This window comes from Kocuria sp. NBRC 114282, from assembly GCF_030268385.1.
GTDB lineage: Bacteria > Actinomycetota > Actinomycetes > Actinomycetales > Micrococcaceae > Kocuria > Kocuria palustris.
Window position 1 is genome coordinate 495,588 of sequence record NZ_BSQO01000001.1, and the last position, 26,737, is coordinate 522,324.

Sequence of the window (26,737 nt, forward strand, 5' to 3'; positions counted from 1 at the left end):
TCGGATCGCGGGCTTCTCCTATTGCAGGGGCAGCGGTGGGGGCGCCTTCCCGGTGCAGCCTCCGGGGCCCCGTCCCCGAGAATCCGTCAGCGGCCGCAGGATCGGGCCCGCGCACCCACGGGAGGTTGCACCGCCATGGCCATCAGCCCCGAGCTCGTCGGTCGGACGTATCCGGCCATCGAGCCCTACACCGTCTCGCGGGAGGCCGTGCGCGCGTTCGCCGCGGCCGTCTTCGCGCAGGACCCGGCCCACACGGACCCGGAGGCAGCTCGTGCTCTGGGCCATGCGGACCTCCTCGCCCCGCCGACCTTCGCGATCATCGTCGCCCAGCGCGCGGAGGCCGCCGTGGTGGCGGACCCGGAGGCCGGGATCGACTTCTCCCGCGTCGTGCACGCCGATCAGCGCTTCACCCACGCCCGCCCCATCGTCGTCGGCGACGAGCTCGTCGCGGCCACGACCGTCGATGCCGTGCGCGCCGTCGGCACCGGGGCCATGGTGACGTTCCGCACCGAGATCACCGACCGCCAGGGCCAGCCGGTCTCCACCGCGCGCTCGTCCCTGCTGGTGAGAGGAGACGACCAGTGACCGCTGCAGACACCGCTCCGGTGCTCGCCCAGCTCGAGAAGGGCCAGGAGGTCGCTCGCCGCGACCTCCAGCTCTCCCGCGCCGATCTCGTGCGCTACGCCGCCGCCTCCGGGGACTTCAACCCCATCCACTGGAACCAGGAGTTCGCCGTCTCCGTGGGCCTGCCGGACGTCATCGCCCACGGCATGCTGACCATGGGTGCCGCCATGCAGCTCGTGGCCGACTGGGCGGGGGATCCGGGGCGCGTCGTCGACGTCCAGACCCGCTTCACCAAGCCGGTCGTGGTGCCGAACGGCGTCCGCGAGGGCGCCGCCGAGATCCAGCCGTCCACCACGCTGAGCATCGTCGGCGTCGTGGGTGCCCTGGACGAGCAGGCCGGCACCGCCCGCATCGACCTGACCGTCACGGCCCCCGATCTCTCGGACCCGCAGGCCGATCCCGCTGAGGCGGCCTCGCAGAAGGTCCTGGTCAAGGCGCAGGCGATGGTGGTCTGCCGTTGACCCGGGGGCGCACGAAGCCTGAGCCGTCCAGCCTGCGCCCGTGGCGCATCAGCGTCTTCGCGATCTACTTCGCCTCGGGCATCGGCATCTCCGCATGGCTCACCCGCATCCCCGCGATCTCCGAGCGGCTCGAGCTGGGCCCGGCGGCCATGGGGGCGCTGCTGCTCACGCAGACCATCGCGGCCTTCGCCTCGGTGTCCACCTCGGGCATGACCGTGATGCGGCTGGGGGCCAAGCGCAGCATCGCCGTCACCGCATCCATGGTCGTGATGGGCATGATCCTGATCGGCGTGGGCGTCAGCGTCATCGGCTCGGTCCTGGTGACCGCCGTGGGCATGCTGCTCTTCGGCCTGGGTTCCGCCACGTGGAACGTGGCCTCCAACGTCGAGGGAACCGCGCTGGAGACGGCCATGGGCCGCAGCATCATGCCGCTGATGCACGCGTTCTTCTCGATCGGCACGGTGACCGGTGCCGTCGTGGGCTCGATCGCGACCGCCGGCGGGGTGGCCGTGGTGTGGCATGTGGGTGCCATGGCCCTGGTCATGGGTCTGCTGGTGGCCCTGGCGCTGCCGCGCTTCCAGGGCGACCGGCGGGCCGCCGCCGAGCTCAACCCCGTCTCCTCGCAGATGCCCATCATCACCGGCACCATGCAGCAGATCGACCTGGCCTCCGACGGCCGCGGACGCGACTCCGGCGCTGCGACCGCGCAGGACGAGACCTATGGGGTCGGCGATGCCTGGAGAGACAAGCGCACCGTCCTGGTGGGGGTCTTCGTGCTCGGCATGGCGCTGACGGAGGGCGCGGCCAACGACTGGGTGGCCCTGGCCATCACCGACGGCTACGAGGCCCCGGCGCACCTGGGCGCGATCGGCTACGGCATCTTCGTGGCTGCCATGACCACCGGCCGGCTCAGCGGCACCCGGCTGATCGACCGGTTCGGCCGCCTCGCGGTGCTGCGCACCGCCTGCGCGCTCGCCTTGGTCGGACTGGGCGTCTTCGTGTTCTCACCCTCCCTTGCCGCCGGCATGATCGCGCTGTTCCTGTGGGGCATCGGCGCCTCCCTCGGCTTCCCCGTGGGCATGTCCGCCGCCGCCGACGATCCCCGTCGGGCCGCCGCCAATGTCTCCGTGGTCTCGACCATCGGCTACGGCGCGTTCCTGGGCGGTCCGCCGCTGCTGGGGCTGCTCGGCGAGGCCGTGGGCGTGCGAGGCGCCCTGGGCTTCGTGATGATCTTCGTGATCGTCTCGATGCTGCTGGTCTCGAATCTGCGGCCGCCGGCCTCGGCCGGAGCTCGAGCGGGCACCGCGGCCTGAGGTCGATAGGATCGGGGGCATGACTTCCCCCGAGCTCTCCACGCTGACCACCACCCGCATCGGCGGCCCCGCCGGGTCCCTGATCCGCGCCGGCAGCCAGCGGGAGATCATCGACGCCGTCCGCGCCGCCGACGAGCGGGGCAGGCCCGTGCTGCTCGTCGGCGGCGGATCCAACCTGCTGGTCGGCGATGACGGCTTCGACGGCGTGGTGGTGCACCTGGCCTCGCAGGGCCTCGAGGTCTCGGACCCGTCGGACGACGGCTCCGTGATCGTGACCGTGCAGGCGGGGCATGCCTGGGACGACGTCGTCGAGCAGACCGTCTCCCGCGGGCTGGTGGGCCTCGAGGCCCTGTCCGGCATCCCGGGCACCGCAGGGGCCACCCCGGTGCAGAACGTCGGGGCCTACGGCGCGGAGGTCTCCCGCACGATCGTGCGTGTCAGCACCTGGGATCGGCGCGCGCGGGAGGTCCGCGAGTTCGAGGCCGCCGAGCTCGACTTCGCCTACCGCGACTCCCTGCTCAAGCGCACCACCGAGGCGGGCTCTCCGCGCTACGTGGTCCTCGAGGTCGGCTTCCGGCTGGCACAGGGCACGGACTCCGCGCCGATCCAGTACGGCCAGCTGGCCGACGCCCTGGCCGTGGAGGTCGGCGGCAGCGCGGATCCGGCCCAGGTGCGTCGCACCGTCCTGGAGCTGCGAGCCTCCAAGGGCATGGTCCTGGACCCGCAGGACCCCGATACCTTCTCCACCGGCTCGTTCTTCACCAACCCCATCGTCGAGGCCCAGGAGGCCGAGCGGCTGCTGCCGGCCGAGGCCCCGCGCTATCCGGTGCTCGACGGCTCCGGCTCGCCCGTCGAGGGCCGGCTGAAGCTCTCGGCGGCCTGGCTGATCGATCGCTCGGGGTTCGGCAAGGGCTTCGGGCTGCCCGGCACGCGCAACGAGCGCCTCGGGCTCGAGGGCCCGGATGTGGCCCAGGGCCGAGCCGCCGTGTCGACCAAGCACACCCTGGCCATGACCAATCGCGGCTCGGCCAGCGCCTCGGACGTGGAGGCCCTGGCCCGCACCGTGCGCGACGGAGTCCAGGAGGCCTTCGGCGTGCAGCTGGTGCCCGAGCCGGTGATGGTGGGCTTCCGCCTGTGACCCCGCAGGAGCCTCTCGCCGAGGTTCCGCCGCAGGGCGAGGACCTGGCCGACGAGATCCGCCGCGGTCAGAGCCACAGCCACCCGATCCGGCGGCGGATGCGCGCGTTCCAGGACTGGTCGCACCGAGGATCCCGCCTGCGGCGCACGCTGGTGGTCGGGCTGATCTCCGTGGCGGGATTCGTCCTGCTGATGGCCGGGGTGATCATGTGGTTCATCCCGGGGCCGGGCTGGCTGTTCGTGTTCCTCGGCATCGGCGTGTGGTCGCTCGAGTTCGCCTGGGCCGAGCGGCTCAACCACTGGGCGCTGCACCAGGTGACCCGCCTGTGGGCCTGGTGGAAGGGCACGAGTGCGGCGGGCTGGTGGCGCTGGTGCCTCTCCGGAGCCGCGGAGCGCTCCCGTCGAGCTGAGGAGGCGGCCCAGGCGCAGCGAGAGGGCCGCCGCGTGCGCGGCGGCCCTCATAATGCAGCCCCGGGTGCCTGACGAGGGGCTGCTCGAGCCGCTCGTGGTCGGCGCGCAGGGCGGCGCATCCGCGGCCCCGAGGGGCCGCACCGGGACGAGCGGCGGTGCTCAGCGCCGCGTGCGCCTCACAGCGCTCCGATGGCGATGCGCAGCATGCGGCGCAGCGGCTCGGCCGCGCCCCACAGCAGCTGGTCGCCCACCGTGAAGGCCGAGAGGTACTGCGGGCCCATGGACATCTTGCGCAGGCGCCCCACCGGGATCTGCAGGGACCCCGAGGCCGAGACGGGGGTCAGTCCGTTCATGGAGGCCTCCTTCTCGTTCGCGACCACGGTGGCCCACTCGTTGTCGGCATCGAGGATCCGCTCGATCTCCTCGACGGGGACGTCCTCGGTGAGCTTGATCGTCAGCGCCTGCGAGTGCGAGCGCATGGCGGCGATGCGCACGCACAGCCCGTCGATCGCGATCTGGTCGTCGCCGGACAGGCCCAGGATCTTGTTGGTCTCCTTCTCGGCCTTCCACTCCTCGCGGGACTGGCCGTTGCCCAGATCGGCGTCGATCCAGGGGATGAGGGAGCCGGCCAGCGGCACGCCGAACTGCTCGACGTCGAGCTGCCCGGAGCGCTGGGTCTCCAGGACCCTGCGATCGATCTCCAGGATGGCCGAGGCCGGATCGGCGAGCTCGTCGGACACGGCCGAGGAGAGGTCGCCGAACTGGCGCAGGACCTCGCGCATGTGACGGGCGCCTCCGCCGGAGGCCGCCTGATACGTCATGGAGGTGGCCCATTCGACGAGCCCGCTGCGGAACAGCCCGCCCAGGCCCATGAGCATGCAGGACACGGTGCAGTTGCCGCCCACGAAGTCCTTGGTGCCGCCGGCCAGCGCTGCGTCGATGACGTCGCGGTTCACGGGGTCCAGCACGATGACCGAGCTGTCCTCCATGCGCAGGGTCGAGGCGGCGTCGATCCACAGGCCGTCCCATCCGGTCTCGCGCAGCTTCCGGTGGACCTCGGAGGTGTAGCCGCCGCCCTGGGCGGTCACGATGATCGGCAGGCGCCGAAGAGCCTCGATGTCGTTCGCGTCCTGGAGGACCCCGGTGTCGCCGAGGCCCTCGATCTGCGGAGCGGGGGCCCCGGGGGAGGAGGTCGAGAAGAAGACGGGCTGGATGTCGGCGAAGTCGCCCTCGGCGCGCATGCGGTCCATGAGGACGGAGCCGACCATCCCGCGCCATCCGACGAAGCCGACGGCGGGTGCGGAGCTGTGATCGATGGTCATCATCCCAGTCTAGGCGGCGTCAAGGGACCCTTGCGATTCCTTGTCCGGGCTCCGAGACCCGAGAGGGCTCAGTCCGCGACGGCTGAGCGGTACTGCGGGAAGCGCTCCAGGTAGTCCTGGACGTAGGTGCAGGTGGGACGCACCAGCACGCCGGCCGCCTGGCAGGCCTCCAGCAGGAGCGTCACGAGCGTGCGGGCGTAGCCCTGGCGGCCGTGGCGCTCGTCGATGATCGTGTGCTGCAGCTCGAGCGTGCCGTCCGGGTGCTTCTCGACGCCCTCGAACCCGATGAAGGTCTGGTCGAGCCACAGCTCCACGCGCCCGTTTGTGGTGTTGTCGACCAGGCGCAGACCCGGCTCGTCGTGGATCTCCGGCTCGGGGCGCTGCGCATCGCCCGGGACGTCCTGCTGGGTGCTCACGAGGGCCTCCTGCCCGGCCGCCGCCGGTCCCCCCGCCATCGACGGGGCCCCGGGTCGGCCATGGATATGGTGCGCACCACTCTACCGGCCGCGACGACGGCGCGGCGGATCAGCGCCGCCAGTGCTCCACGTGCCAGCGCAGCCCTGTGCGCGAGAGGCGGTCCTCGTCGCGGCGCTCCAGCCGCCACGGGGTCTCCAGACGGGGTGCGCGGGTGTCTCCGGGCTCGTCGATCTCGATCACCGTCACGACCGCGTGCTCGAGCTCGGGCATGGCGTCCTCGAGCAGGCGCGCCCCGCCGATGACCCAGAGGTGCTCGCCGCCCGGCGCCTCGGCGCCGGCGCGCACGGCCTCGCGCCACGAGCTCACCGCGATGACCGCGGTGCCGTCCTCGCGCGGGTCCGCCTGCAGCCCCGGGTCCTCGGGGCGGGAGGTCACGACCACGTTGGTCCGGCCCGGCAGGGGGCGGAAGCGCTCGGGGAAGGACTCCCAGGTGCGCCGGCCCATGAGCACGGGATGGCCCTGCGTGGTGGCCTTGAAATGAGCCAGGTCCTCGGGCAGGCGCCACGGCATGCCGCCGTCTCGGCCCATCACCCCGTCGGGGGTCTGGGCCCAGATCGCGGACAGGCGCGGGGCGGGCATCAGACCGCCACCGGGGCCTTGATTCCGGGGTGGTGCTCATAGCCCTCGAGGACGAAGTCCTCGAAGTCGTAGCTGAAGAGGTCCTCCGGCCTGCGCGCGAAGCGCAGCCGCGGATACGGGTACGGCTCGCGGGCGAGCTGGCGCTGCACCTGCTCCACGTGGTTGTCGTAGACGTGGACGTCGCCGCCGGTCCACACGAAGTCCCCGGGCACCAGATCGGTCTGCTGGGCGATCATGTGCGTCAGCAGCGCGTAGGAGGCGATGTTGAAGGGGACCCCCAGGAACATGTCCGCCGAGCGCTGGTAGAGCTGGCACGACAGCCGTCCCGGACCGTCCTGCTGCGGCTGCACGTGGAACTGGAAGAGCGCGTGGCATGGGGGCAGGGCCATCTGATCGACCTCCGCCGGGTTCCAGGCGCTGACGATGTGGCGGCGCGAGTAGGGGTTCGTGCGGATCGAGTCCACCACCCGGGCGATCTGGTCGATGCCGCTGCCGTCCGGAGCCGGCCACGAGCGCCACTGGACTCCGTAGACGGGGCCGAGCTCGCCGTCGGCGTCGGCCCACTCGTCCCAGATGCTCACGCCGCGCTCCTGCAGCCAGCGCACGTTCGAGGACCCGCGCAGGAACCACAGCAGCTCCAGGGCCACCGAGCGGAAGTGCACGCGCTTGGTCGTCAGCAGCGGGAAGCCCTGCGAGAGGTCGTAGCGGATCTGGCGCCCGAACACGGAGCGGGTGCCCGTGCCGGTGCGATCGGAGGTGTGCACGCCATCGGCCATGACCTCGCGCAGGAGGTCCTCGTAGGGGGTCGGGATGGCCGTGGACGGGTTCGGGCTCACGTGGGGTCGCCTCCAGGTGCGGGGTCTCGTGCGTGTCGGCTGCGGTGTCGTCAGCGCTGCCGAGGGAGCGGTTCTTCCGCGCGGCGCTCATGCGGCGAGGCGGCGGGGCCGGCCGCCCCGGACGGAAGAGGGTGCGGCCTTCGGGTCAGTCGTCGAACGGCTTGACGATCTCGACCGTCACCACGCGGCGGCGGTGCTTGCGCGAGACCTGCAGCACGATCATCTCGCCGGGGGCCAGGTAGGGATCCTCCTCCGGCAGGATCGAGCGCAGCTGCGGATCGAGCCGGCCGCGCAGCACGCGCAGGACGGTGGGCAGCACGGGCCGGTGGGTGCACAGCGCCGCCGAGGGCTCCTTGTCGAACAGTGACTCCACCACGGCCCCTGCCTTCGCCGGACGCCGCTTGTGAGCGGCCTCGGTGAGCTGCGGCTTCTCCTTGAGCTTGAGCCCGGCCGCGCGCGCGTACGGAGTCACGGTGGACAGGCAGCGCAGCCACGGCGAGCTGACCACGCGCTTCGGGGACCAGACCTCGAGCAGGCGCGTGACCGCCATGGCCTGGCGCTTGCCCGTGGCGGCCAGGGGACGATCGCCCTCCGGGCGCGACCACGACGAGCGCGGCTTGGCCTTCGCGTGGCGCACGATGATCACGGGCCGCACCGAGAGATCGCCGGCGGCGTGCAGCTCGACGAGCCGCTCCAGCGGCTCCAGGTCGCTCCGGTTGCTCAGCAGCTCGCGGGCTCGCTCGGGGGAGACCCACTCCAGCCGGTCGACCTCGTGGCCGTCGGCCTCCGGGCGATCCTGGGGGCCGATCTCGGCGCTCCAGTAGTGGACGTGCTTCTCCGCGCTCTTGGCCCTGTAGCGGATCGCGGGCAGCGGGACGCCCAGCCTGACGTCGAGCCCGACCTCCTCGAGCACCTCGCGGTGCGCCGTCTCGGGCAGCGTCTCCTGGTCCTCCTGCTTGCCCTTGGGCCAGGACCAGTCGTCGTAGCGGGGCCGGTGGATGATCAGCAGCTCCAGGCCTGATCTGCCGTCGGAGCGCCAGCACAGGCAGCCGGCGGCGCGCACCGAGGGATCGGTATCGGGCGACGGCTCCGTCATGCGGTACGCCAGCCGGTCCGGGTTCTTGGCCATATCGGCTTTCGGGTCCTCTCGTGGTGGGATGCGATCGCCGTGCGGCGCGTCCGTCAGGGCCTCCGGCCGGAGGCCCTGACGCTCTGGCTCCGACGGCGGCGCGCAGTCATGCTAACCGGCCCGCGGCCGCGACTCAGGACCCGATCGCGGCGCGCACCGCTGATCAGGGCCGGCGCTCTCAGCGCCGCGAGAACATCACATCCACGTGCCAGCGCTCGAAGCCCAGGGACTCGTAGAGCCGGAAGGCGGCCGTGTTCTCGGCATCGACGTAGAGCAGGATCTCGTCGAGCCCCTGCTCGGCCAGATGCCGCATCCCCGCGACGGTCAGCGCCCGGCCCAGGCGACGCCCCTGCTGATCGGGGGCGATGCCCACCACGTAGACCTCGCCGCGGGCCGGCTCCTGGCCGGAGCCCGGGTGCCGCTTGGTCCAGTGGAAGCCGAGCACGCGATCAGGATCGTCCTGCTCGACGGCCAGCAGCAGCCCTGCGGGGTCGAACCAGGACTCCGCCTGTCGCTGGCGCAGGTCCTCGAGGCTCATCTGGCCCTGCTCGGGGTGGTCGGCGAAGGCCGCGGCGTTGACCCGCAGCAGCTCCTGCTCGTCCCGGCCGGGCTCGAACGAGCGGATGACCACGCCGTCTGGCAGCTTGACCTCCGGAAGCCGCTCCGGGCGCGCATCGGTGCGCAGCAGCCGGTGCAGCTCGCGCACCGGCTCGAAGCCCAGCGTCTGCGCCAGATGCCGGGCGGCGGGGTGGTCGCCGTGGGACCAGGCGTCAACCGGGCCGTGATGGCCCTCGAGGATCGTCTCGATGAGGCGGCGCCCCAGCCCCCGGCCACGCTCCTGGGAGTCCACGACGCCCTCGAGCAGCGCCGGTGCGCCCTGGGCGCGGGAGCGCACGAGCACGGCGGCCGCCAGCGCCCGGCCGTCCGCCGAGGCCTCCGCCAGGTCCGCGCGCTCGGGCTCCGTGCGGAGGTCGACCAGGGTCTGATCGGACAGCGGGGGGTCGCCGTCGTCGTCCTCGGCGGCCCGGGCCAGGGCCAGGACGGCCTCCAGATCGGCCTCCTCGGGGCTCAGACGCTGGATGGGGTGCGTGCTGCGGTCCATCGGAACCTCCTGGGTTGCCTCGGGTCTCGTGCGGTGCTCGTCGGGCGGTGGTCTCAGCGTCCCTCGGGAGCGCGTCGGGCGGTCAGGCTGTACCCGACGTTGCGCACGGTCGTGACCATCTTCTCGTGATCCGGCCCCAGCTTCGCCCGCAGGCGCCGGATATGGACGTCGACGGTGCGCGTGCCGCCGAAGTAGTCGTAGCCCCACACCTCGGAGAGCAGCTGGCTGCGGGTGAAGACCCGGCCCTCGTTGTGGGCGAGGAACTTCAGCAGCTCGAACTCCTTGAACGTGAGATTCAGGCTCTCGCCGGCCACGTGAGCAGAGTAGGCGGCCTCGTCGATCATGATCGAGCCAGCCGTGATCAGCTCGCCGCCCGCCGATTCGTCGGCCTGGCTGCGCGCCGAGGCCAGGCGGATGCGGGCATCGAGCTCGGCGGGTCCGGCGCCTGCCAGGACGATGTCGTCCACGAGCCAGGTGGCGGCCACGGCGGCCAGCCCGCCCTCGGTCAGCACCATGATCACGGCCTTGTCCGGGGCGATCCCGCGCAGCAGCTGGGCCAGGTTGCGCGCCGCGACCAGTCCCGAGCGGCCGTCGATCAGCAGCAGGTCCGCCTGCTGCAGCTCCGGCACGGACCCGCCGACGGCGTCGCGATCCAGGGTCGAGACGGGGTGGGGGAGCAGATCCAGGGCGGGGAGCACCGCAGACGGCGCCTGGCCGGGATCGGCCAGCATGATGATCCGGGTCATCCAGGCTCCACTTCCATCGTCGTGCAATGCCTTCCGGGGCGGACGCCGAGACAGTGTGGTCGATGGCGGCGCCGGCGCCCGACCAGCTTACGCGGGGCGAGTCGTGGGCCGTCCCGGCGGCTCCACGCGGCGTCACGGTCGGCCTGTCGGCTCCGGGCAACTATCGTGGTCTTCCATGACAGCGCTCAGGACAGAGGCGAGAACCGCGCCCCGACCGGGCATGAAGGTGGCCACGATCGGCGTGTGCGCGACCCTCGTGCTGGGTCTCGCGCTGGCCGCGGCCGTGGCGGGAGGCATCGCGCCCTACCTGCTGGCCGCCGCCATGAGCCTGGTGCTCGGCCTGGGATGGGCCTCGGCGGTGGGCATCCGCGCCCGGTACCGGCACAGCATCATCATCCTGCTCAGCGGCGCCCTGGCCGCCGCGGTCTCTGCTCTGCCGGCAGGCGATCGCCTGACCTGGATCCCGGCCATCGTGGCGGTCGCACTGATCGCGATCTTCGTGGCCGAGCTCGTGCGCGGCGAGGGCGCCGAGCACCGCCTGGAGTCCACGATCTCCTCGACCGCCGGGGTGCTCGCCGCCGTCTCCTCCTCGGGCTGGATCGCCCTGTCGCGGCACCTGCACGATCTGGGCGACACCCCCGTCGCCATGGTCGTGGTCCCCGGGGTGCTCACGGGACTGATCATCGGCGTAGTGGGCCTGCGCCTGCTGCTCTCGGCGCCCGAGCGCGGACCCAAGCGCGGCCTGCTGGCGCTGAGCGTCCTGCCGGTCGCTCTGCTGGGCCCGACCGCCCTCTTCGCGGCCCGCATCGTGGCGCTCATGGTATTTTGAGCCCATGCTCCTTGCTATCGAGATCTTCTTCCTGGTCCTGCTCGCCCTCGCGGTCGTGACGATCGGCCTCATCAGCGTGGTCGTCGTCAAGAACCTCTACAAGGGGCAGATGTAAGCCGTGCCTGTCGAGATCCCCACCGATCTCCCTGCTGAGCTCGTCCCCTTCGCCTGGCTGCTGGGCGAGTGGCAGGGCGACGGCTTCGCCGGCTACGGCGAGTCCGAGCAGCGCCCCTTCCGCCAGCACGTCCAGTTCGCGCACAGCGGCCTGCCCTTCCTGGAGTACCGCGCCGAGTCCCACCTGGTGGACCAGGACGGCAAGCCGGAGCGCCTGATCACGGTCGAGCACGGCTTCTGGCAGCTGGCGCGCCCGCAGCGCAGCGGCGACTCCGGACCCGGCCTGATGCCCGGGGCGCCGGAGCCGGAGATCACCACCGCCGATCAGGTCGAGGCCCTGCGCCTGCCCGGAGGCGGATTCCCCCTCGTGGCCACGTTCAGCCGCCCCGGCGGCGTGAGCGAGCTCTACGTCGGAGAGATCGACGGTCCCCGCATCCAGATGGGCACGGACGCCGTCGTCCGCGCCGAGGGAGCCAAGGAGCACACCGCCTCGACCCGCATGTTCGGCCTGGTCAACGGAGACCTCTTCTGGGCCTGGGACATGGCGGCCGAAGGCCGATCGCTGAGCACGCACGCCTCGGCTGAGCTGAAGAGGATATGACTGACACTTCGCATGACCCCGCCTCCATCGCCGCATCCGAGCCCCAGGCCCAGGTGCGGCGATCCGCGCTTCTGGACGTCGTCGACGGAGCCGTCGAGGCCACCGGCCAGGATGCCGGGACGGCCGCCCACTACGGCGACCCGGTCAGGGAGCAGCGGGCGCTGGCCCGCGGCAGCGCGATCGTGGACCTGTCGCACAAGGGTGTCGTCTGCGTCAGCGGACCCGATCGGTTGTCCTGGCTGAGCACCCTGAGCTCCCAGATCCTCACCGGGCTGGGGCCGGGGCAGTCCTCGGAGACGCTGTTCCTGTCCGTGCAGGGACGCGTGGAGTTCGCACCCCATGTGATCGAGGACGGGCGCACCGCCTGGCTGATCACGGAGCCGCAGGAGACCGAGCCGCTGCGCCAGTGGCTCGAGTCCATGCGCTTCGCGCTGCGGGTCGAGATCGAGGACCGCACTCAGGAGGTGGCCGTGCTCGGCGCCGCGGAGGTGCCGGAGCACCTGCGCCTGCTGGCGGCCGAGCCGGCCGAGGGGCGCTGCGAGCTGGTCTGGACGGATCCGTGGCCCGGGGTCGCCGAGGGCGGATGGGCCTACGGCGAGCAGCAGGATCATCCGGGCGAGCAGCGGCGCTGGCACGAGATCCTCGTGCCGCGCGAGCGCCTCGTGCAGGCCGTGACCGGCCCCCAGGCCGACGGGCTGAGCCTGGCCGGCTCGTGGGCGGGGGAGGCCCTGCGCATCGAGGCGTGGCGGCCCCGCCTGGGCCCGGACACCGATGACCGCACCGTGCCGCACGAGCTCGACTGGCTGCGCACGGCGGTCCATCTGGCCAAGGGCTGCTACAAGGGCCAGGAGACGGTCGCGCGGGTCCACAACCTGGGCCATCCTCCGCGGCGCCTGGTCTTCCTGGACCTCGATGGCTCTGAGCACACCCTGCCCTCCGCCGGAGCCGAGGTGATCGCCGGGCAGCGCACGGTCGGCCGGGTGACCTCCGTTCAGCTGCACCACGAGGCCGGGCCCATCGCGCTGGCGGTCGTCAAGCGCTCGGTGGACACCCAGGCCGAGCTGCGGGTGCGCGAGGTCCTCGAGGCCCCGGAGCAGACCGAGGGCGAGCAGGCAGAGGCCCCGCAGTCCGAGCAGTGGGCCGCCGCCCAGACCGTCGTGGTGCCGCCGGATGCCGGTCAGGTGGTCCAGCGCGAATCCGGCTTCCTGCGCCGCCCTCGCGGCTGAGCGCACCGGGGCCGCTGGAGGCGCGCGGGCAGGCAGCGCGCCCGATCGATGCGGCGCGCGGCACGGACGGGCGCAGACGCCAGGACCGCGCAGGCGCAGACCGGGGCCCCGCGATCACGACGATCGCGGGGCCCCGGTCTTTGCGGGTCGGGGAGCGCTCAGCGCCCGAAGAGGACCCGGGCTTCGTCCCAGCGATCCTGCGGGACGGTCTTCAGGCCGGTGAGAGCCTCGTCGAAGCTCACCGGGACCATGTCCGTGCCGCGCAGGGCCACCATGTAGCCCCACTTCTTCTGCTGGATCAGATCGACCACGCTCATGCCGAAGCGCGTGGCCAGCACGCGGTCGTAGCCCGTGGGGGCGCCGCCGCGCTGGATGTGGCCCAGGATGGTGTTGCGGGTCTCGATGCCCGTGCGTTCCTCGATCTGCTGAGTGATGTACTCGCCGATCCCGCCCAGGCGAGGACGGCCGTCGGCCTCGGTGCCGTGCACGGCGGTGACGTCGTCGAAGCCCTCCGGGATGAAGCCCTCGGCCACCACGACCAGCGGGGAGCGTCCGCGCTCGTGGACCTCGGTGACCCAGCGGCAGACCTCGTCCATGCTCGTGCGCTGCTCGGGGATCAGCACCGCGTGCGCACCGGCGGCCATGCCGGAGTGCAGGGCGATCCAGCCGACATGACGGCCCATGACCTCGGCGACCATGCAGCGGTGATGCGACTCGCCGGTGGTGCGCAGGCGGTCCATGGAATCGGTCGCGATGGAGACCGCGGTGTCGAAGCCGAACGTGTAGTCGGTGCCCATCAGGTCGTTGTCGATGGTCTTGGGCACGCCGACGACGGGAAGCCCGTCCAGCGCCAGCCGACGGGCGCCGGCCAAGGTTCCCTCGCCGCCGATGGCCACGACGGCGTCGATCCCGTGCCTCTCGAGCATGATCGAGATGTTCTCCGGACCGCCCTGGGGATGGTCGTACGGGTTGGTGCGCGAGGTGCCCAGGATCGTGCCGCCCTGGCGCGCCAGGCCGCGCACCTTGGTGCGGGGAAGATCGATGATGTCTCCCTCGACCAGGCCGCGCCATCCGTCGCGGAAGCCGACGAACTCGTGGTCGTAGCTCTTGATGCCGTGCAGCACCGCCGCGCGGATGACGGCGTTGAGCCCGGGGCAGTCGCCGCCGCTGGTCAGCAGACCGATCTTCATGGGTGTCGCTCCTCCTGCTCGGGGACGGGCCACGCCCGCAGGCGAGGGGTCGCGGAAGCGGACCCGCCTGCAGCCGATGGATTCTGCTCCCAGTCTAGGTGCGGGGCTGGGCGTGGGTGTCGGCCCGCGGCAATTCGCGGCAGTTCAGGAGCCGTTCACCTGCACCCGACTAGAATGGACGGTCAGTCAGCCACAGGCCCCGGCGGCTGGCAGCGCCTCGGGGCCGCCGCAACGATCGCAGCCCTTCGGGGCCGCGGTCCCAGCCCTTGGGAGCCGCAATGGCAGAAGCGCCGCAGGAGAACCTCCGCGAGTTCATCGACAAGCTCGTCGAGCAGGGCTACACCGTCACCGACGGCCATACCGCCGACCCCGATCTGATCGATCCGGGCGGATCCGCCGTGGAGACCTGGCGCGAAGGCGGGTACCCGTACGACGAGCGGATGTCGCGCGAGGACTACGAGCTCGAGAAGTACCGCCTGCAGATCGAGCTGCTGAAGTTCCAGTACTGGGGCCAGGACAACGACCTCAAGCACATCATCCTGTTCGAGGGCCGCGACGCCGCCGGCAAGGGCGGCACGATCAAGCGCTTCACCGAGCACCTGAACCCCCGTGCCGCGCGCACCGTCGCTCTGAGCACCCCCACCGAGCGGGAGAAGGGGCAGTGGTACTTCCAGCGCTACATCGAGCACTTCCCCACGAACGGCGAGATCGTGATGTTCGACCGATCCTGGTACAACCGGGGCAATGTCGAGCGGGTCATGGGCTACTGCACCGATGAGGAGTACGAGGTCTTCATGAAGCAGGCCCCGGTCTTCGAGAAGATGCTCGTGGACGCCGGGATCCACCTGACCAAGTTCTGGTTCTCGGTCACCCAGCACGAGCAGCGCACCCGGTTCGCGATCCGCCAGATCGATCCCGTCCGGCGCTGGAAGCTCTCGCCGAACGATCTCGCCTCGCTCGATCGCTGGGACGACTACACGCTGGCCAAGGAGGAGACGTTCCGCCGCACGGACACGGATCACGCTCCCTGGATCACGATCAAGTCGAATGACAAGAAGCGAGCGCGCCTCAACGCCATGCGCTACTTCCTGAACCAGTTCGACTACGAGGACAAGGACGAGTCGGTCGTCTACCCGCCCGATCCGCAGATCGTGCGCCGCGGCCGCGACGCCGTCGACGACTGATCCGCCCGGCAGAGCGCCTGGGACGCAGTCAGGGCCCGCAGGTGGAGCACCGGAAGGTGCTCCACCTGCGGGCCCTGACGTCTGCGGGGCTCAGTCCTGAAGGCGGCTGTCCACCAGGGCCCAGCTGGCTGCGGCGGACACGGCGGTGACCGTGAGCACGGAGGGCCAGGCGCCGAGCTTCCTGGCCAGCGGATGGGAGAGCCCGAAGCCCAGGAGGTAGACCGCGCTGAGCGCACTGGTCTGAGCGGGCCCGCCGCGGTGCCACCAGGTGTGGGCCGCAGCCGCCCCTGCGCCGAGCAGCGCCGCGCCGCCGAGCCAGCGCACCCCGGTCGCCCGGGCGATCCCGTAGCCGCCGATCAGCCCGACCGTGGTCCAGGCCGCGGTCGGGATCTGCTCGAAGACCCCGACGGCCCGCGCTGCGGCCTCACCGGCGCGCTGGGCACCGGTGGGCTCGGACGTGCCCGCGCTCATCGGGCACCGCCCAGGAAGTCCTGCAGCCGGGTCAGGCCCTCGCGCAGGTCGTCGTCGCCCAGGGCGTAGGAGAGCCGGAAGTAGCCCGACGGGCCGAAGGCCTCGCCCGGAACGACCGCCACCTGCGCCTTCTCGAGGATCAGCCCGGCCAGCTCGGCCGAGGTCTGCGGGGTGCTGCCCTCGAAGTCGCGGCCCAGCAGCGCGCTGACGTCCGGATAGACGTAGAACGCGCCCTGGGGCTCGGGGACGGTGACGCCGTCGATCGCCGAGAGCATCTCCACGGCCAGCCGCCGACGGCGGTCGAAGGCCTCGCCCATGGCGGTGACATCGTCCTGCGGCCCGGTCAGCGCGGCGACCGCCGCGCGCTGGGCGATGTTGTTGACGTTCGAGGTCAGGTGCGACTGCAGCGTGCTCACGGCCTTCACGACGTCCGCGGGGCCGATCAGCCAGCCCACGCGCCAGCCGGTCATGGCGTAGGTCTTGGCCACGCCGTTGAGCACGATGACGTTCTCGCCGAGCTCCGGGCAGGCCCCGGCGATCGAGGTGAACGGGGTGCCATCGTAGGTGAGCTGCTGGTAGATCTCATCGGCGATCACGAAGATCCCCTTCTTGGCGGCCCAGGCGCCCAGCGCCCTGGTCTCCTCCGGGGAGAACACCGCGCCGGTCGGGTTCGACGGCGAGCAGTGCAGGATCGCCTTGGTGCGAGCGGTGAGCTTCTCCTCGAGCATCTCGGGGGTCACCTTGTAGCCGTGCTCGGCACCGGCGAAGACCTCGACGGGCACGCCGCCGGCCAGGCGGATGGCCTCCGGGTACGTGGTCCAGTACGGGGCGGGCAGCAGGACCTCGTCGCCCTCGTCCAGCACCGCGGCGAAGGCCTCGTAGACGGCCTGCTTGCCGCCGTTGGTCACCACGACCTGCGAGGGGTCCACCTGCCAGCCGCTGCGCTCGGCGGTCGTGTCCGCGATCGCGCGGCGCAGATCGGGCAGGCCGGGGCCGGGGGAGTAGCGGAAGTTCGACGGGTCCTGCAGGGCCTCGGCAGCGGCCTCGACGATGTGCGCGGGGGTCGGGAAGTCGGGCTCGCCGGCGCCGAAGCCGATGATCGGATGCCCCTCGGCCTTGAGGGCCTTGGCCTGAGCGTCGACTGCCAGTGTGGCCGACGGGGCGATCGCCGCGATGCGGCGGGAGATGCGTTCGGACATGACCTGCGGTTCCTCCATCTGGGTGAGCCTGGGAGAGCCGTCCGCCGCTCGTCGCGGCCGCGGCCCCCTCCCATGCTACTGGGGCGCTGCCACTGCACCGGGGGCGATCCCCGGGCGATGAGGCGCCGTCGGGCCTTGCCGAGCGGCGTTGTCTGGACTAGAATCGCCCGCTGGTGTCCAACCGAGCCCGCCGCTCGCACGGGCGCCCCGCACGGGGCGCACCGCGGCAGTGGTAGGCTCGAGGACCGGCGTGCGGGGCATCCGCCCCACAGGCCTGAAGGGCAGTGGCGCAATTGGTAGCGCAGCGGTCTCCAAAACCGCAGGTTGCAGGTTCGAGTCCTGTCTGCCCTGCGCAGCCCGCGTCCTCCTCCCGTGAGCAGCATGGCGTCGCCGAGCGCTCGCGGGAGGGCGGATGCGAACAGCGCAGACCATCACCCGATGGTGCGGACCAAGCGCGAGGCCCTCTTGAGGAGAACCGATGTCGCAGAGCACAGCCGCTGATCAGCCGGGCGGTGAGCCGGAGCAGAAGTCGAACGGGATGTTCGGCGGACTCCTCCTGTTCCTGCGCCAGGTCATCGCCGAGCTGCGCAAGGTCCACACCCCCACGCGTCGCGAGCTCGTGCAGTACACGCTCGTCGTCCTCGTCTTCGTGGCCTTCATGATGGGCCTGATCTCGCTGCTGGACTTCGGCTTCGGCCAGCTGGCCATGCTGGTCTTCGGCGACGGCGCGATCGCCTCCTGAACGACGCACGCCCGCCGGGAGCAGACACCGGCGCAGAGCACGACCGCTTCGCGAGCACGGCCTCGCGGCCACCCCAGAGCAGAGGAAAGCAGGGACTCCCAGTGACCCAGCACGAAGCTGAGAACGACGTCGACCTGGCGCCGGAGGACACGACTCCCGCGCAGGACGCCGCCGAGCAGGCTGAGACGGCTGCGCCGGCGAGCGTCTCGGCAGAGGCCGTCGAGGCCCCCGTCGAGCAGGAGTCCGTGCAGGACGCCGACCTGGCGATCGCCGAGGGCGCCGAGTCGGAGGAGCCCGCCCAGGCCCCCGTGGAGGAGGCGCCCGCCGAGGATCCCCGCAAGGAGTTCGCGGCCAAGCTGCGTCGGCAGGAGGGCGACTGGTTCGTCATCCACACCTACGCCGGCTACGAGAACCGCGTGAAGACCAACCTGGAGACCCGCATCCAGTCCTTGAACATGGAGGAGGACATCTTCCAGATCGAGGTCCCCATGGAGGAAGTCGTGGAGATCAAGAACGCGCAGCGCAAGACCGTGCGCCGCGTCCGGATCCCCGGCTACGTCCTGGTGCGCATGAACCTCACCGACGCCTCCTGGGGCGCCGTGCGCCACACCCCGGGTGTGACCGGGTTCGTCGGGCAGGACGCCTACAACCCCAACCCGCTGCGCATCGACGAGGTCGTCGACATGCTCAACCCGGTGTTCGAGGCCCCCGCCGCGGCAGAGGGCCAGGCCCCGTCCTCGGGCGGCTCCGCCGGTGCGACCGCCTCGGCTCCGGCCGTGACCGTCGACTTCGAGGTCGGCGAGTCCGTGATCGTCAAGGAGGGCGCGTTCGCGACCCTCCCGGCGACCATCTCCGAGATCAAGGTGGAGTCCCAGCAGCTGGTCGTCCTCGTGTCGATCTTCGAGCGCGAGACGCCGGTCACCATCTCGTTCGACCAGGTCTCCAAGATCTGATCCCCGACCGGTCCGCCGGGGCCCGCGCGCGCGGATCTGGCAGACTGGTCGATCGTCGTCCTGACGCCGGCTGCTCCTCCGGGGGCCCGACTCGGATGCCGACTGCAGGCCCAGGGCCTGCCCCACATGCTTCGGCACCGCCGCGGGACGCGCTTTCGCGCGGCGGGCGCCGTCCGGCCGCCGCGCCACGGCGGCCACACCGCCGTCGTACGCTCCTGTGCGGCGGTACATCACGTCAGGAGGACCACACCATGGCTCCCAAGAAGAAGAAGGTCTCGGGTCTGATCAAGCTGCAGATCCAGGCCGGCGCCGCCAACCCGGCACCGCCCGTCGGCCCCGCGCTCGGTGCGCAGGGCGTCAACATCATGGAGTTCTGCAAGGCCTACAACGCGGCCACGGAATCCCAGCGCGGCAACATCATCCCGGTCGAGATCACGGTCTACGAGGATCGCTCGTTCACCTTCGTCACCAAGACCCCGCCTGCCGCGCAGCTGATCAAGAAGGCAGCCGGCATCCAGAAGGGCTCCGGCGTCCCGCACACGGACAAGGTCGGCTCGATCACCTGGGACCAGGCGCGCGAGATCGCCCAGACCAAGGCCGCGGACATGAACGCCAACGACGTCGAGGCCGGCGCCAAGGCGATCGCGGGCACCGCACGCTCGATGGGCATCGACGTCGTCTGATCCGGCTTCCAGCCGCAGCACGACACAGCACACGTAATCCCGTGGCAGGGCCGAGCGCGGTCCGCATGACCACGACTGCACAAGGAGAACAAGCAGATGGCAAAGCGCAGCAAGGCGTACCGGGCCGCCGCCGAGAAGATCGACGGCGACCGTCTCTACACCCCGGCCGAGGCGATCGCACTCGTCAAGGAGCTCGACGGCTCCAAGGCCGATTCGACCGTCGAGGTCGCCATGCGGCTCGGCGTGGATCCCCGCAAGGCCGACCAGATGGTGCGCGGCACCGTCAACCTGCCGAACGGCACGGGCAAGACCGCTCGCGTGGTCGTCTTCGCCCAGGGCGACAAGGCCGCGGCCGCTGAGGCCGCAGGCGCCGACTTCGTGGGCGCCGACGACCTGATCGCCAAGGTCCAGGGCGGCTGGGTCGACTTCGACGCCGCCGTGGCCACGCCGGACATGATGGGCAAGGTCGGCCGCCTGGGCAAGGTCCTGGGCCCCCGCAACCTGATGCCGAACCCCAAGACCGGCACCGTCACCATGGATGTCGCCAAGGCCGTCGGCGACATCAAGGGCGGCAAGATCGACTTCCGCGTCGACAAGCACTCGAACCTGCACTTCATCGTGGGCAAGACCTCGTTCGACCAGAAGGCGCTGGCGGAGAACTTCGCCGCCGCTCTGGAGGAGGTCCTGCGCCTCAAGCCGGCCTCGTCCAAGGGCCGCTACGTCTCCAAGATGACCGTCGCCTCCACCTGGGGCCCCGGCATCCCGGTGGATCCGAACGCCACCTCCGTCGAGTCCGAGGCCTGAGCCCCGCACGATCATCTGCCGATGAGCAGATGACCGCTCTTTTCCCCGGTGATTGACCGCCGCGGGAGGGATGCATGATCCTGAGGGGTCCAGTCGACAGCGACTGGGCCCCTCTTCCGTTGACGAGCGAAGCCCTCCGTGCGGCCCCTGCCGCACGTGCGCAGCCGGGCGCGCTCACCGTCGAAAGGCCCGATGTGCTCCCGAGCGAAGCCGTCCAGATCCGCCAGATCCGCACGCCGGAGGTCTTCGACGAGGCCGCCGAGCGCACCCTGGGCGAGGTGGCCGATCTGGTGCGCCGCTCGCGAGAGGCGATCTGGGGCACCGGGCAGCTGTCGAACGAGGCCGAGGACATCTTCCACGACCTCCATGATCCGTGGGAGCGCGTGGTCCTGCTGGGCGCCTTCCTGGAGGACCGGCTCGTGGGGCGCGCCGAGATCCGGCTGCCGCTCGTCGTGCACACCCGCTCCGCCGTGGTGCTCGTGACGGTCGATCCGGAGTGCGAGGACAGGGGAGTGGGCCTGGAGCTGCTGGCGGCCGCGGAGCAGCTCTCCGGTGCGGAGGCTCGGCGCCGCGTCACGCTCCAGTCGGAGCACCCCGGGCCCGGGGACCTGCAGGGCGATGGCCGCATCGGATCCCCCACCGGGACCATGGCCCAGGTCAGCCCCGAGGACTGGATCACCGCCTCGGACGGCTCGGGGCGGCTGCCGCTGTCCAATCGTCAGACACGCTTCGCCCAGCGCGCGGGGTACACCCTGCGCACCGTCTCGGACGTGAGCCGGCTGTCCGTCCCCCTGGATCCGGAGGAGATGCGCAGGCTCGGCCAGGATGTGCTGGCCAGCGAGGGCGCGGAGGACTACCGGACCCACGTGTGGAAGGACGAGGCGCCGGAGCAGTGGCTCGAGTCGCTCGCCCGCCTGCATTCGCGGATCCCGTCGGACGCCTTCGCCGCCCCGGAGGTGTGGGACCCGGAGCCGTGGGACGCCGAGCGGGTCCGGCGCACCGAGGCGCTGCGCAGCTCCGGCGGCGATCGGTCCCTGATGGCCGTCATGGAGCACATCCCCTCCGGCGAGCTCGTGGGGATGACCGAGGTCGTCGTGCCCCGTCCCCATCGCGGGGCCGGGCTGCAGGACGAGACCGTCGTGCTGCGGGAGCATCGCGGTCGGCGGCTGGGACTGCGGCTCAAGCTCGAGAACCTCCGTCAGATCGCGCGGGAGACCCCGGGCGTCGAGTCGATCTACGTGTGGACGCACAGCGGCAACACCCGCATGAACTTGGTGAACCGCCGACTGGGCTCCGTCGTGGTGGGCCGCTCCGCGGTCTGGGAGCGGGCGATCGGGGAGGCCTGAGGCGAGGCTTCCGCGGTGGAGTTGCCGCTGGCTGCGCGAGCGGGTACTCTCGTGGCATCCAAAGACCGCCGGTCGCGGATCCGTCGTGCCTGCTTCACCTCGAAGCGGACGGAGCGGATCGCCGTAAGAGCCCCTCGGGGCGTCCAGCGCAGGTGTCCTGAACGTGCAAGACCTCTGATCCGCCTCTGGCGGTCAGCGTCCTGATGCGCCTCGGCTCCTGCCGGGGCGCTTTTCTCGTCTGGGGCACGAACGGCAGGCGCCCGGCACACCAGGAAGGAGTGCCATGGCGAACTCTGAGAAGTACGCCGCGGTGGCCGAGCTGAAGGGACGCTTCGAGTCGTCCACTGCAGCTGTGCTGACCGAATACCGCGGGCTCTCGGTGGCGCAGATCTCGCAGCTGCGCCGCTCGCTCGGCGAGAACGCCGAGTACGCCGTGGTGAAGAACACGCTGGCCGGCATCGCCGCCCGCGAGGCCGGGATCGACGCATTCGAGGGACAGCTCCAGGGCCCCACCGCGATTGCGTTCGTCTCCGGCGATGCGGTCGCCGTCGCCAAGGGCCTGCGCGACTTCGCCAAGGAGAACCCCGCGCTCGTCGTCAAGGGCGGCTACATGGACGGTGCCGCCCTCGATGAGGCCGGCATCAAGAAGCTCGCGGACCTCGAGTCCCGCGAGGTCCTGCTGGCCAAGGTCGCCGGAGCCGCACAGGCTTCGCTGTCCCAGGCCGCAGCGCTGTTCCAGGCGCCGCTGTCCAAGACGGTCCGCACGGCCGAGGCGCTGCGCGCCAAGGTCGAGGAGACCGGCTCGGACACCGCTGCCGACGCCTGAGCGTCGACTCACCACGTACCAGAACCATCCTCCGTCGCGCCGCGCCCCATGCGGCCGACGGGAACAGACACCAGAAGGAGCCACATCATGGCCAAGCTGACCACCGATGAACTGATCGAGGCCTTCAAGGAGCTCTCCCTCATCGAGCTCTCCGAGTTCGTCAAGGCTTTCGAGGAGACCTTCGACGTCACCGCTGCGGCCCCGGCCGCCGTGGCCGCCGCCCCGGCTGCCGGTGGCGACGCCGCCGCCGCCGAGGAGGAGCAGACCGAGTTCGACGTCATCCTCGAGGCTGCCGGCGACAAGAAGATCGGCGTCATCAAGGAGGTGCGCGCCCTGACCTCCCTCGGCCTGAAGGAGGCCAAGGAGCTCGTCGACGGCGCTCCCAAGCCCGTCCTCGAGGGCGCTTCCAAGGAGGACGCCGAGAAGGCCAAGGAGCAGCTCGAGGGCGCCGGCGCCACCGTCACCCTCAAGTGATCCGTGCGGGCCTGAGCCCGCACCTCGCTCCAGACCGCCTCGCGGTCGGATCAGCGCCCCGCACGGCTCCGGCCGGGCGGGGCGCTCGTCGTCTCACGGGTCGCCGCTGCGCCGCCGTCGACCGAGGCCGATGGACGTTCGACAAGGGGTAGACAACGGCTCTGGACTTGACGTAACCTGTTTCTTTGCGTCGTCCCTGAGTTCTGCGTGCCTTCATATAGCGGTGGGCGCCCCTCGGACCCGAGCCGCCGGCTCTGCGACCCGCGTCGGATCGATCCTCGCACGGCACCCTGCGCCCCGTGCGAACAGTCCCCTCGCCCGCAGCGCCGCGTTCCGGCCGTCTCCGAGTCCTCCGGACGGGAACCGCGCGATTCACCTGCAGATCTGTGGAAGGAATCTCACTTTGGTCGCCTCGAGCACCGATTCGTCCGTCACCGCATCCCAGGCAGGAGGCAGCGTGCCCCGCCGCGTCTCCTTCGCCAAGATCCACGAGCCCCTGGAGGTCCCCAACCTCCTGGCCCTCCAGACCGAGAGCTTCGATCGCCTCATCGGCAACGAGAAGTGGCAGGAGCGCCTGCGCCTGGCCCTGGAGGCCGGCGAGACCGGCGTCGCCACCACCTCTGGCCTCTCGGACATCTTCGAGGAGATCTCCCCGATCGAGGACTTCCAGGGCACCATGTCCCTGTCCTTCACGGAGCCGGAGTTCTACGACCCCAAGTACACGGTCGATGAGTGCAAGGACCGTGACGCCACCTACTCGGCCCCGCTGTACGTCAAGGCCGAGTTCATGAACAACACCACCGGCGAGATCAAGCAGCAGACGGTCTTCATGGGCGACTTCCCGCTCATGACCGACAAGGGCACGTTCGTGATCAACGGCACCGAGCGCGTCGTCGTCTCGCAGCTGGTCCGCTCGCCCGGCGCCTACTTCGAGCGCGGCCAGGACCGCACCTCGGACAAGGACATCTACTCGGCGCGCATCATCCCCTCGCGCGGCGCCTGGTTCGAGCTCGAGATCGACAAGCGCGATCAGGTCGGCGTGCGCCTGGACCGCAAGCGCAAGCAGTCCGTCACGGTGCTGCTCAAGGCTCTGGGCTGGTCCGAGTCCAAGATCCTCGAGGAGTTCGGCGAGTTCGACTCGATCCGCGCCACCCTCGAGAAGGACGCGACCGAGACCCGCGACGATGCGCTGCTGGACATCTACCGCAAGCTGCGTCCGGGCGAGCCGCCCACGGTCGAGGCCGCCCAGCAGCTGCTGGACAACATGTACTTCAACCCCAAGCGCTACGACCTCGCCAAGGTCGGCCGGTACAAGATCAACCGGAAGCTCGGGATCGACAAGCCCTTCACCGACCCGGATGCCTCCGTGCTCTCGGTCGAGGACATCGTCGCCATGATCCGCTACCTCGTCACGCTGCACGCAGGGGGAGACTCCATCGAGGGCGTGCGCGACGGCGAGACCCGCGAGATCCGCATCGACGTCGATGACATCGACCACTTCGGCAACCGCCGCATCCGCGCGGTGGGCGAGCTGATCGAGAACCAGATCCGCACCGGTCTGTCCCGCATGGAGCGCGTCGTGCGCGAGCGCATGACCACCCAGGACGTCGAGGCGATCACCCCGCAGACCCTGATCAACATCCGCCCCGTGGTGGCGGCGATCAAGGAGTTCTTCGGCACCTCCCAGCTGTCGCAGTTCATGGATCAGAACAACCCGCTCGCGGGCCTGACCCACAAGCGTCGGCTGTCCGCTCTGGGCCCCGGCGGCCTGTCCCGCGACCGCGCCGGCATGGAAGTCCGCGACGTCCACCCGTCGCACTACGGCCGCATGTGCCCGATCGAGACCCCTGAGGGCTCGAACATCGGCCTGATCGGCTCGCTGGCCACCTACGCCCGCATCAACCCGTTCGGCTTCATCGAGACCCCATACCGCAAGGTCCGCGACGGCGTCGTCACCGACGAGGTCGTCTACCTGACGGCCGATGACGAGCGCGGCGCCACGATCGCCCAGGCCAACGCCCCGCTGACGGACGACATGCGCTTCGCCGAGGACGCCGTGCTGGCCCGTGCCGCCGACGGCTCCGGCGAGGCCGTGCTGGTCGAGCCCGCGGACGTCGAGTTCATGGACGTCTCCCCGCGCCAGATGGTGTCGGTGGCGACCGCCCTGATCCCGTACCTCGAGCACGACGACGCCAACCGCGCGCTCATGGGCGCCAACATGCAGCGCCAGGCCGTGCCGCTGCTCGTGTCGGAGGCCCCGCTCGTGGGCACCGGCATGGAGCGCTACGCCGCCATGGATGCCGGCGACTCCGTGCTGGCCGTCAAGGCCGGCGTGGTCACCGAGGTGGCCGCCGATCACGTGATCGTGGCCAACGACGACGGCACCGAGAAGGAGTACACGATCGGCAAGTTCGTGCGCTCCAACCCGGGCAACACGTACAACCAGCGCGTCGTGGTCTCCGAGGGAGATCGCGTCGAGCCGCGCACCGTGCTGGCCGACGGCCCGTCGACCGATCACGGCGAGCTGGCCCTGGGCAAGAACCTGCTCGTGGCCTACATGTCCTGGGAGGGCCTCAACTACGAGGACGCCATCATCCTGTCCCAGCGCATGGTCTCGGACGACGTCCTGACCTCGATCCACATCGAGGAGCACGAGATCGATGCCCGCGACACCAAGCTCGGTGCCGAGGAGATCACGCGCGACATCCCCAACGTGTCGGAGGAGGTGCTCTCGGCTCTGGACGAGCGGGGCGTCATCCACATCGGCGCCGAGGTCCAGGCCGGCGACATCCTGGTCGGCAAGGTCACGCCCAAGGGCGAGACCGAGCTGACCCCGGAGGAGCGCCTGCTGCGCGCGATCTTCGGCGAGAAGTCCCGCGAGGTCCGCGACACCTCCCTGAAGGTGCCCCACGGCGAGTCGGGAACGGTCATCGGCGTGCGCGTCTTCGACCGCGACGAGGATTCGGACGATCTCCCCGCCGGCGTCAACCAGGTCGTGCGCGTCTACGTCGCGCAGAAGCGCAAGATCACGGACGGCGACAAGCTCGCCGGACGCCACGGCAACAAGGGCGTCATCTCCAAGATCCTGCCCCTGGAGGACATGCCGTTCCTGGCGGACGGCACCCCCGTCGACGTCATCCTGAACCCGCTGGGCGTGCCCGGGCGCATGAACCTCGGCCAGGTGCTCGAGGTCCACACCGGCTGGCTGGCCAAGCAGGGCTGGAAGGTCGAGGGCGACCCGCAGTGGCTGGATCACCTCACGAACTTCCCCAAGGAGACCGGCCCCACCAACGTGGCGACCCCGGTGTTCGACGGTGCCCGCGAGGACGAGATCTTCGACCTGCTGGATCACTCCAACGTGACCCGCGACGGAGATCGCCTGATCAACCACACGGGCAAGGCGCAGCTGTTCGACGGCCGCTCCGGCGAGCCGTTCCCGGATCCGATCTCGGTCGGCTACCAGTACATCCTGAAGCTGCACCACCTGGTGGACGACAAGATCCACGCCCGCTCGACCGGTCCGTACTCGATGATCACGCAGCAGCCCCTGGGCGGTAAGGCCCAGTTCGGCGGCCAGCGCTTCGGCGAGATGGAGGTCTGGGCGCTGGAGGCCTACGGCGCCGCCTACACGCTGCAGGAGATCCTGACCGTGAAGTCGGATGACGTGCACGGCCGCGTGAAGGTCTACGAGGCGATCGTCAAGGGCGAGAACATCCCGGAGCCGGGCGTTCCCGAGTCGTTCAAGGTCCTCATCAAGGAGATGAAGTCCCTGTGCCTGAACGTCGAGGTCCTCTCGGCCGACGGCCAGACCGTCGAGATGCGCGATGCGGATGACGAAGTCTTCCGCGCCGCTGAAGAGCTGGGCATCGACCTGTCCCACTCCGAGCCGAGCTCGGTCGAAGAGGTCTGATCACCTCCGACGTCGACCGCCCACTCTTTTTGAAGACTGCTTAGAAAG

The 26,737-nt window shown here is 70.8% G+C and carries 27 protein-coding genes and 1 tRNA gene; 18 read left to right on the forward strand and 10 right to left on the reverse strand.

Going from position 1 to position 26,737, the window contains the following annotated elements:
- Nucleotides 1–135 precede the first annotated feature (135 nt).
- Genes QSJ40_RS02250 through QSJ40_RS02270 form a run of 5 tightly spaced genes read left to right on the forward strand, consistent with a single transcriptional unit; the run spans nucleotide 136 to nucleotide 4,018 of the window.
- Nucleotides 136–585 (forward strand): FAS1-like dehydratase domain-containing protein, encoded by a 450-nt coding sequence (locus tag QSJ40_RS02250; RefSeq protein WP_053447838.1) that lies wholly within the window; start codon nucleotides 136–138, stop codon nucleotides 583–585.
- Nucleotides 582–1,085, forward strand: a complete 504-nt coding sequence (locus tag QSJ40_RS02255; protein ID WP_024289902.1) for a MaoC/PaaZ C-terminal domain-containing protein — start codon at nucleotides 582–584, stop codon at nucleotides 1,083–1,085. The genes QSJ40_RS02250 and QSJ40_RS02255 overlap by 4 nt, the downstream gene beginning before the upstream one ends.
- On the forward strand, nucleotides 1,082–2,398 hold the full coding sequence (locus tag QSJ40_RS02260) for an MFS transporter (RefSeq protein WP_251714560.1): 1,317 nt from the start codon (nucleotides 1,082–1,084) through the stop codon (nucleotides 2,396–2,398). The genes QSJ40_RS02255 and QSJ40_RS02260 overlap by 4 nt, the downstream gene beginning before the upstream one ends.
- Before the next feature lie 19 nt (nucleotides 2,399–2,417).
- Nucleotides 2,418–3,536 carry a UDP-N-acetylmuramate dehydrogenase gene (locus QSJ40_RS02265; protein ID WP_285728457.1) on the forward strand — a complete coding sequence of 373 codons (1,119 nt, stop codon included), beginning with the start codon at nucleotides 2,418–2,420 and terminating at the stop codon, nucleotides 3,534–3,536.
- Nucleotides 3,533–4,018, forward strand: a complete 486-nt coding sequence (locus QSJ40_RS02270) for a PGPGW domain-containing protein (RefSeq protein ID WP_006213553.1) — start codon at nucleotides 3,533–3,535, stop codon at nucleotides 4,016–4,018. Before QSJ40_RS02265 ends, QSJ40_RS02270 begins: the two co-directional genes overlap by 4 nt.
- A gap of 104 nt (nucleotides 4,019–4,122) precedes the next feature.
- Here the strand turns inward: QSJ40_RS02270 and asd are convergent, their stop codons facing one another.
- From asd to QSJ40_RS02305, 7 genes are all read right to left on the reverse strand, one after another.
- The gene (gene asd / locus QSJ40_RS02275; protein WP_278856754.1) at nucleotides 4,123–5,271 is read right to left on the reverse strand and encodes an aspartate-semialdehyde dehydrogenase; all 1,149 of its coding nucleotides are present in this window, start codon (nucleotides 5,269–5,271) and stop codon (nucleotides 4,123–4,125) included.
- Nucleotides 5,272–5,336: 65 nt separating this feature from the next.
- Nucleotides 5,337–5,684 carry a GNAT family N-acetyltransferase gene (locus tag QSJ40_RS02280; protein ID WP_053447834.1) on the reverse strand — a complete coding sequence of 116 codons (348 nt, stop codon included), beginning with the start codon at nucleotides 5,682–5,684 and terminating at the stop codon, nucleotides 5,337–5,339.
- A gap of 109 nt (nucleotides 5,685–5,793) precedes the next feature.
- A complete protein-coding gene (locus QSJ40_RS02285) occupies nucleotides 5,794–6,324 on the reverse strand; it encodes a dihydrofolate reductase (RefSeq protein WP_285728458.1) in 531 nt (176 codons plus the stop codon).
- Nucleotides 6,324–7,160: a thymidylate synthase gene (locus QSJ40_RS02290; RefSeq protein WP_006213549.1), complete on the reverse strand. Its 837-nt coding sequence runs from the start codon at nucleotides 7,158–7,160 to the stop codon at nucleotides 6,324–6,326. The genes QSJ40_RS02285 and QSJ40_RS02290 overlap by 1 nt, the downstream gene beginning before the upstream one ends.
- A 145-nt stretch (nucleotides 7,161–7,305) precedes the next feature.
- Complete coding sequence (locus QSJ40_RS02295; RefSeq protein ID WP_006213548.1) at nucleotides 7,306–8,289, reverse strand: NUDIX hydrolase; 984 nt, start codon at nucleotides 8,287–8,289, stop codon at nucleotides 7,306–7,308.
- 178 nt (nucleotides 8,290–8,467) lie between these two features.
- Nucleotides 8,468–9,391, reverse strand: coding sequence for a mycothiol synthase (mshD, locus tag QSJ40_RS02300; protein WP_285728459.1), 924 nt, complete (start codon nucleotides 9,389–9,391; stop codon nucleotides 8,468–8,470).
- Nucleotides 9,392–9,444: 53 nt separating this feature from the next.
- Entirely contained in the window at nucleotides 9,445–10,137 is a 693-nt protein-coding gene (locus QSJ40_RS02305) for a response regulator transcription factor (RefSeq protein WP_278856763.1), read from the reverse strand.
- Nucleotides 10,138–10,312: 175 nt separating this feature from the next.
- Here QSJ40_RS02305 and QSJ40_RS02310 point away from each other — a divergent pair, with 175 nt between their 5' ends.
- The 3 genes from QSJ40_RS02310 (at nucleotide 10,313) to ygfZ (ending at nucleotide 12,907) form a co-directional block, all read left to right on the forward strand.
- Nucleotides 10,313–10,966, forward strand: coding sequence for a hypothetical protein (locus QSJ40_RS02310; protein ID WP_235444520.1), 654 nt, complete (start codon nucleotides 10,313–10,315; stop codon nucleotides 10,964–10,966).
- A gap of 118 nt (nucleotides 10,967–11,084) precedes the next feature.
- Nucleotides 11,085–11,681 carry a heme-binding beta-barrel domain-containing protein gene (locus tag QSJ40_RS02315; protein ID WP_006213543.1) on the forward strand — a complete coding sequence of 199 codons (597 nt, stop codon included), beginning with the start codon at nucleotides 11,085–11,087 and terminating at the stop codon, nucleotides 11,679–11,681.
- Entirely contained in the window at nucleotides 11,678–12,907 is a 1,230-nt protein-coding gene (gene ygfZ / locus QSJ40_RS02320) for a CAF17-like 4Fe-4S cluster assembly/insertion protein YgfZ (protein ID WP_006213542.1), read from the forward strand. The genes QSJ40_RS02315 and ygfZ overlap by 4 nt, the downstream gene beginning before the upstream one ends.
- A gap of 158 nt (nucleotides 12,908–13,065) precedes the next feature.
- On the opposite strand, the gene QSJ40_RS02325 is transcribed toward ygfZ, so the two are convergent.
- Complete coding sequence (locus QSJ40_RS02325; RefSeq protein WP_006213541.1) at nucleotides 13,066–14,097, reverse strand: 6-phosphofructokinase; 1,032 nt, start codon at nucleotides 14,095–14,097, stop codon at nucleotides 13,066–13,068.
- Between the two features lie 278 nt (nucleotides 14,098–14,375).
- Here QSJ40_RS02325 and ppk2 point away from each other — a divergent pair, with 278 nt between their 5' ends.
- On the forward strand, nucleotides 14,376–15,281 hold the full coding sequence (ppk2, locus tag QSJ40_RS02330) for a polyphosphate kinase 2 (RefSeq protein WP_006213540.1): 906 nt from the start codon (nucleotides 14,376–14,378) through the stop codon (nucleotides 15,279–15,281).
- Nucleotides 15,282–15,371: 90 nt separating this feature from the next.
- Here ppk2 and QSJ40_RS02335 read toward each other — a convergent pair whose 3' ends face one another.
- Nucleotides 15,372–15,752, reverse strand: coding sequence for a hypothetical protein (locus QSJ40_RS02335; protein ID WP_006213539.1), 381 nt, complete (start codon nucleotides 15,750–15,752; stop codon nucleotides 15,372–15,374).
- Nucleotides 15,749–16,951, reverse strand: coding sequence for a pyridoxal phosphate-dependent aminotransferase (locus QSJ40_RS02340; RefSeq protein ID WP_285728460.1), 1,203 nt, complete (start codon nucleotides 16,949–16,951; stop codon nucleotides 15,749–15,751). The genes QSJ40_RS02335 and QSJ40_RS02340 overlap by 4 nt, the downstream gene beginning before the upstream one ends.
- 278 nt (nucleotides 16,952–17,229) lie before the next feature.
- On the opposite strand from QSJ40_RS02340, the gene QSJ40_RS02345 reads away from it, so the two are divergent.
- From QSJ40_RS02345 to rpoB, 9 genes are all read left to right on the forward strand, one after another.
- A tRNA-Trp gene (locus QSJ40_RS02345) sits at nucleotides 17,230–17,302 on the forward strand.
- A 127-nt stretch (nucleotides 17,303–17,429) separates the two neighbouring features.
- A complete protein-coding gene (secE, locus tag QSJ40_RS02350) occupies nucleotides 17,430–17,693 on the forward strand; it encodes a preprotein translocase subunit SecE (RefSeq protein ID WP_006213537.1) in 264 nt (87 codons plus the stop codon).
- Between the two features lie 101 nt (nucleotides 17,694–17,794).
- Nucleotides 17,795–18,646, forward strand: a complete 852-nt coding sequence (gene nusG, locus QSJ40_RS02355; protein ID WP_006213536.1) for a transcription termination/antitermination protein NusG — start codon at nucleotides 17,795–17,797, stop codon at nucleotides 18,644–18,646.
- Nucleotides 18,647–18,897: 251 nt separating this feature from the next.
- Nucleotides 18,898–19,329 carry a 50S ribosomal protein L11 gene (rplK, locus tag QSJ40_RS02360; protein WP_006213535.1) on the forward strand — a complete coding sequence of 144 codons (432 nt, stop codon included), beginning with the start codon at nucleotides 18,898–18,900 and terminating at the stop codon, nucleotides 19,327–19,329.
- Nucleotides 19,330–19,425: 96 nt separating this feature from the next.
- A complete protein-coding gene (gene rplA, locus QSJ40_RS02365) occupies nucleotides 19,426–20,133 on the forward strand; it encodes a 50S ribosomal protein L1 (RefSeq protein WP_006213534.1) in 708 nt (235 codons plus the stop codon).
- Nucleotides 20,134–20,327: 194 nt separating this feature from the next.
- Nucleotides 20,328–21,479 carry a GNAT family N-acetyltransferase gene (locus QSJ40_RS02370; RefSeq protein ID WP_058871822.1) on the forward strand — a complete coding sequence of 384 codons (1,152 nt, stop codon included), beginning with the start codon at nucleotides 20,328–20,330 and terminating at the stop codon, nucleotides 21,477–21,479.
- Between the two features lie 283 nt (nucleotides 21,480–21,762).
- Nucleotides 21,763–22,305 (forward strand): 50S ribosomal protein L10, encoded by a 543-nt coding sequence (gene rplJ, locus QSJ40_RS02375; protein ID WP_058871821.1) that lies wholly within the window; start codon nucleotides 21,763–21,765, stop codon nucleotides 22,303–22,305.
- 87 nt (nucleotides 22,306–22,392) lie between these two features.
- Nucleotides 22,393–22,779, forward strand: a complete 387-nt coding sequence (gene rplL / locus QSJ40_RS02380; protein ID WP_006213531.1) for a 50S ribosomal protein L7/L12 — start codon at nucleotides 22,393–22,395, stop codon at nucleotides 22,777–22,779.
- 403 nt (nucleotides 22,780–23,182) lie between these two features.
- Complete coding sequence (gene rpoB / locus QSJ40_RS02385) at nucleotides 23,183–26,689, forward strand: DNA-directed RNA polymerase subunit beta (RefSeq protein WP_024289921.1); 3,507 nt, start codon at nucleotides 23,183–23,185, stop codon at nucleotides 26,687–26,689.
- Nucleotides 26,690–26,737 lie beyond the last annotated feature (48 nt).

Excerpts from the sequence above, each read along its gene's own strand:
- QSJ40_RS02250 (WP_053447838.1), top strand. The coding sequence starts at position 136 with ATGGCCATCAGCCCCGAGCTCGTCGGTCGGACGTATCCGGCCATCGAG.
- QSJ40_RS02265 (WP_285728457.1), top strand. The coding sequence starts at position 2,418 with ATGACTTCCCCCGAGCTCTCCACGCTGACCACCACCCGCATCGGCGGC.
- asd (WP_278856754.1), bottom strand. The coding sequence starts at position 5,271 with ATGATGACCATCGATCACAGCTCCGCACCCGCCGTCGGCTTCGTCGGA.
- QSJ40_RS02285 (WP_285728458.1), bottom strand. The coding sequence starts at position 6,324 with ATGCCCGCCCCGCGCCTGTCCGCGATCTGGGCCCAGACCCCCGACGGG.
- QSJ40_RS02295 (WP_006213548.1), bottom strand. The coding sequence starts at position 8,289 with ATGGCCAAGAACCCGGACCGGCTGGCGTACCGCATGACGGAGCCGTCG.
- mshD (WP_285728459.1), bottom strand. The coding sequence starts at position 9,391 with ATGGACCGCAGCACGCACCCCATCCAGCGTCTGAGCCCCGAGGAGGCC.
- QSJ40_RS02305 (WP_278856763.1), bottom strand. The coding sequence starts at position 10,137 with ATGACCCGGATCATCATGCTGGCCGATCCCGGCCAGGCGCCGTCTGCG.
- QSJ40_RS02310 (WP_235444520.1), top strand. The coding sequence starts at position 10,313 with ATGACAGCGCTCAGGACAGAGGCGAGAACCGCGCCCCGACCGGGCATG.
- ygfZ (WP_006213542.1), top strand. The coding sequence starts at position 11,678 with ATGACTGACACTTCGCATGACCCCGCCTCCATCGCCGCATCCGAGCCC.
- QSJ40_RS02325 (WP_006213541.1), bottom strand. The coding sequence starts at position 14,097 with ATGAAGATCGGTCTGCTGACCAGCGGCGGCGACTGCCCCGGGCTCAAC.
- ppk2 (WP_006213540.1), top strand. The coding sequence starts at position 14,376 with ATGGCAGAAGCGCCGCAGGAGAACCTCCGCGAGTTCATCGACAAGCTC.
- QSJ40_RS02335 (WP_006213539.1), bottom strand. The coding sequence starts at position 15,752 with ATGAGCGCGGGCACGTCCGAGCCCACCGGTGCCCAGCGCGCCGGTGAG.
- QSJ40_RS02340 (WP_285728460.1), bottom strand. The coding sequence starts at position 16,951 with ATGTCCGAACGCATCTCCCGCCGCATCGCGGCGATCGCCCCGTCGGCC.
- secE (WP_006213537.1), top strand. The coding sequence starts at position 17,430 with ATGTCGCAGAGCACAGCCGCTGATCAGCCGGGCGGTGAGCCGGAGCAG.
- rplK (WP_006213535.1), top strand. The coding sequence starts at position 18,898 with ATGGCTCCCAAGAAGAAGAAGGTCTCGGGTCTGATCAAGCTGCAGATC.
- rplA (WP_006213534.1), top strand. The coding sequence starts at position 19,426 with ATGGCAAAGCGCAGCAAGGCGTACCGGGCCGCCGCCGAGAAGATCGAC.
- rplJ (WP_058871821.1), top strand. The coding sequence starts at position 21,763 with ATGGCGAACTCTGAGAAGTACGCCGCGGTGGCCGAGCTGAAGGGACGC.
- rplL (WP_006213531.1), top strand. The coding sequence starts at position 22,393 with ATGGCCAAGCTGACCACCGATGAACTGATCGAGGCCTTCAAGGAGCTC.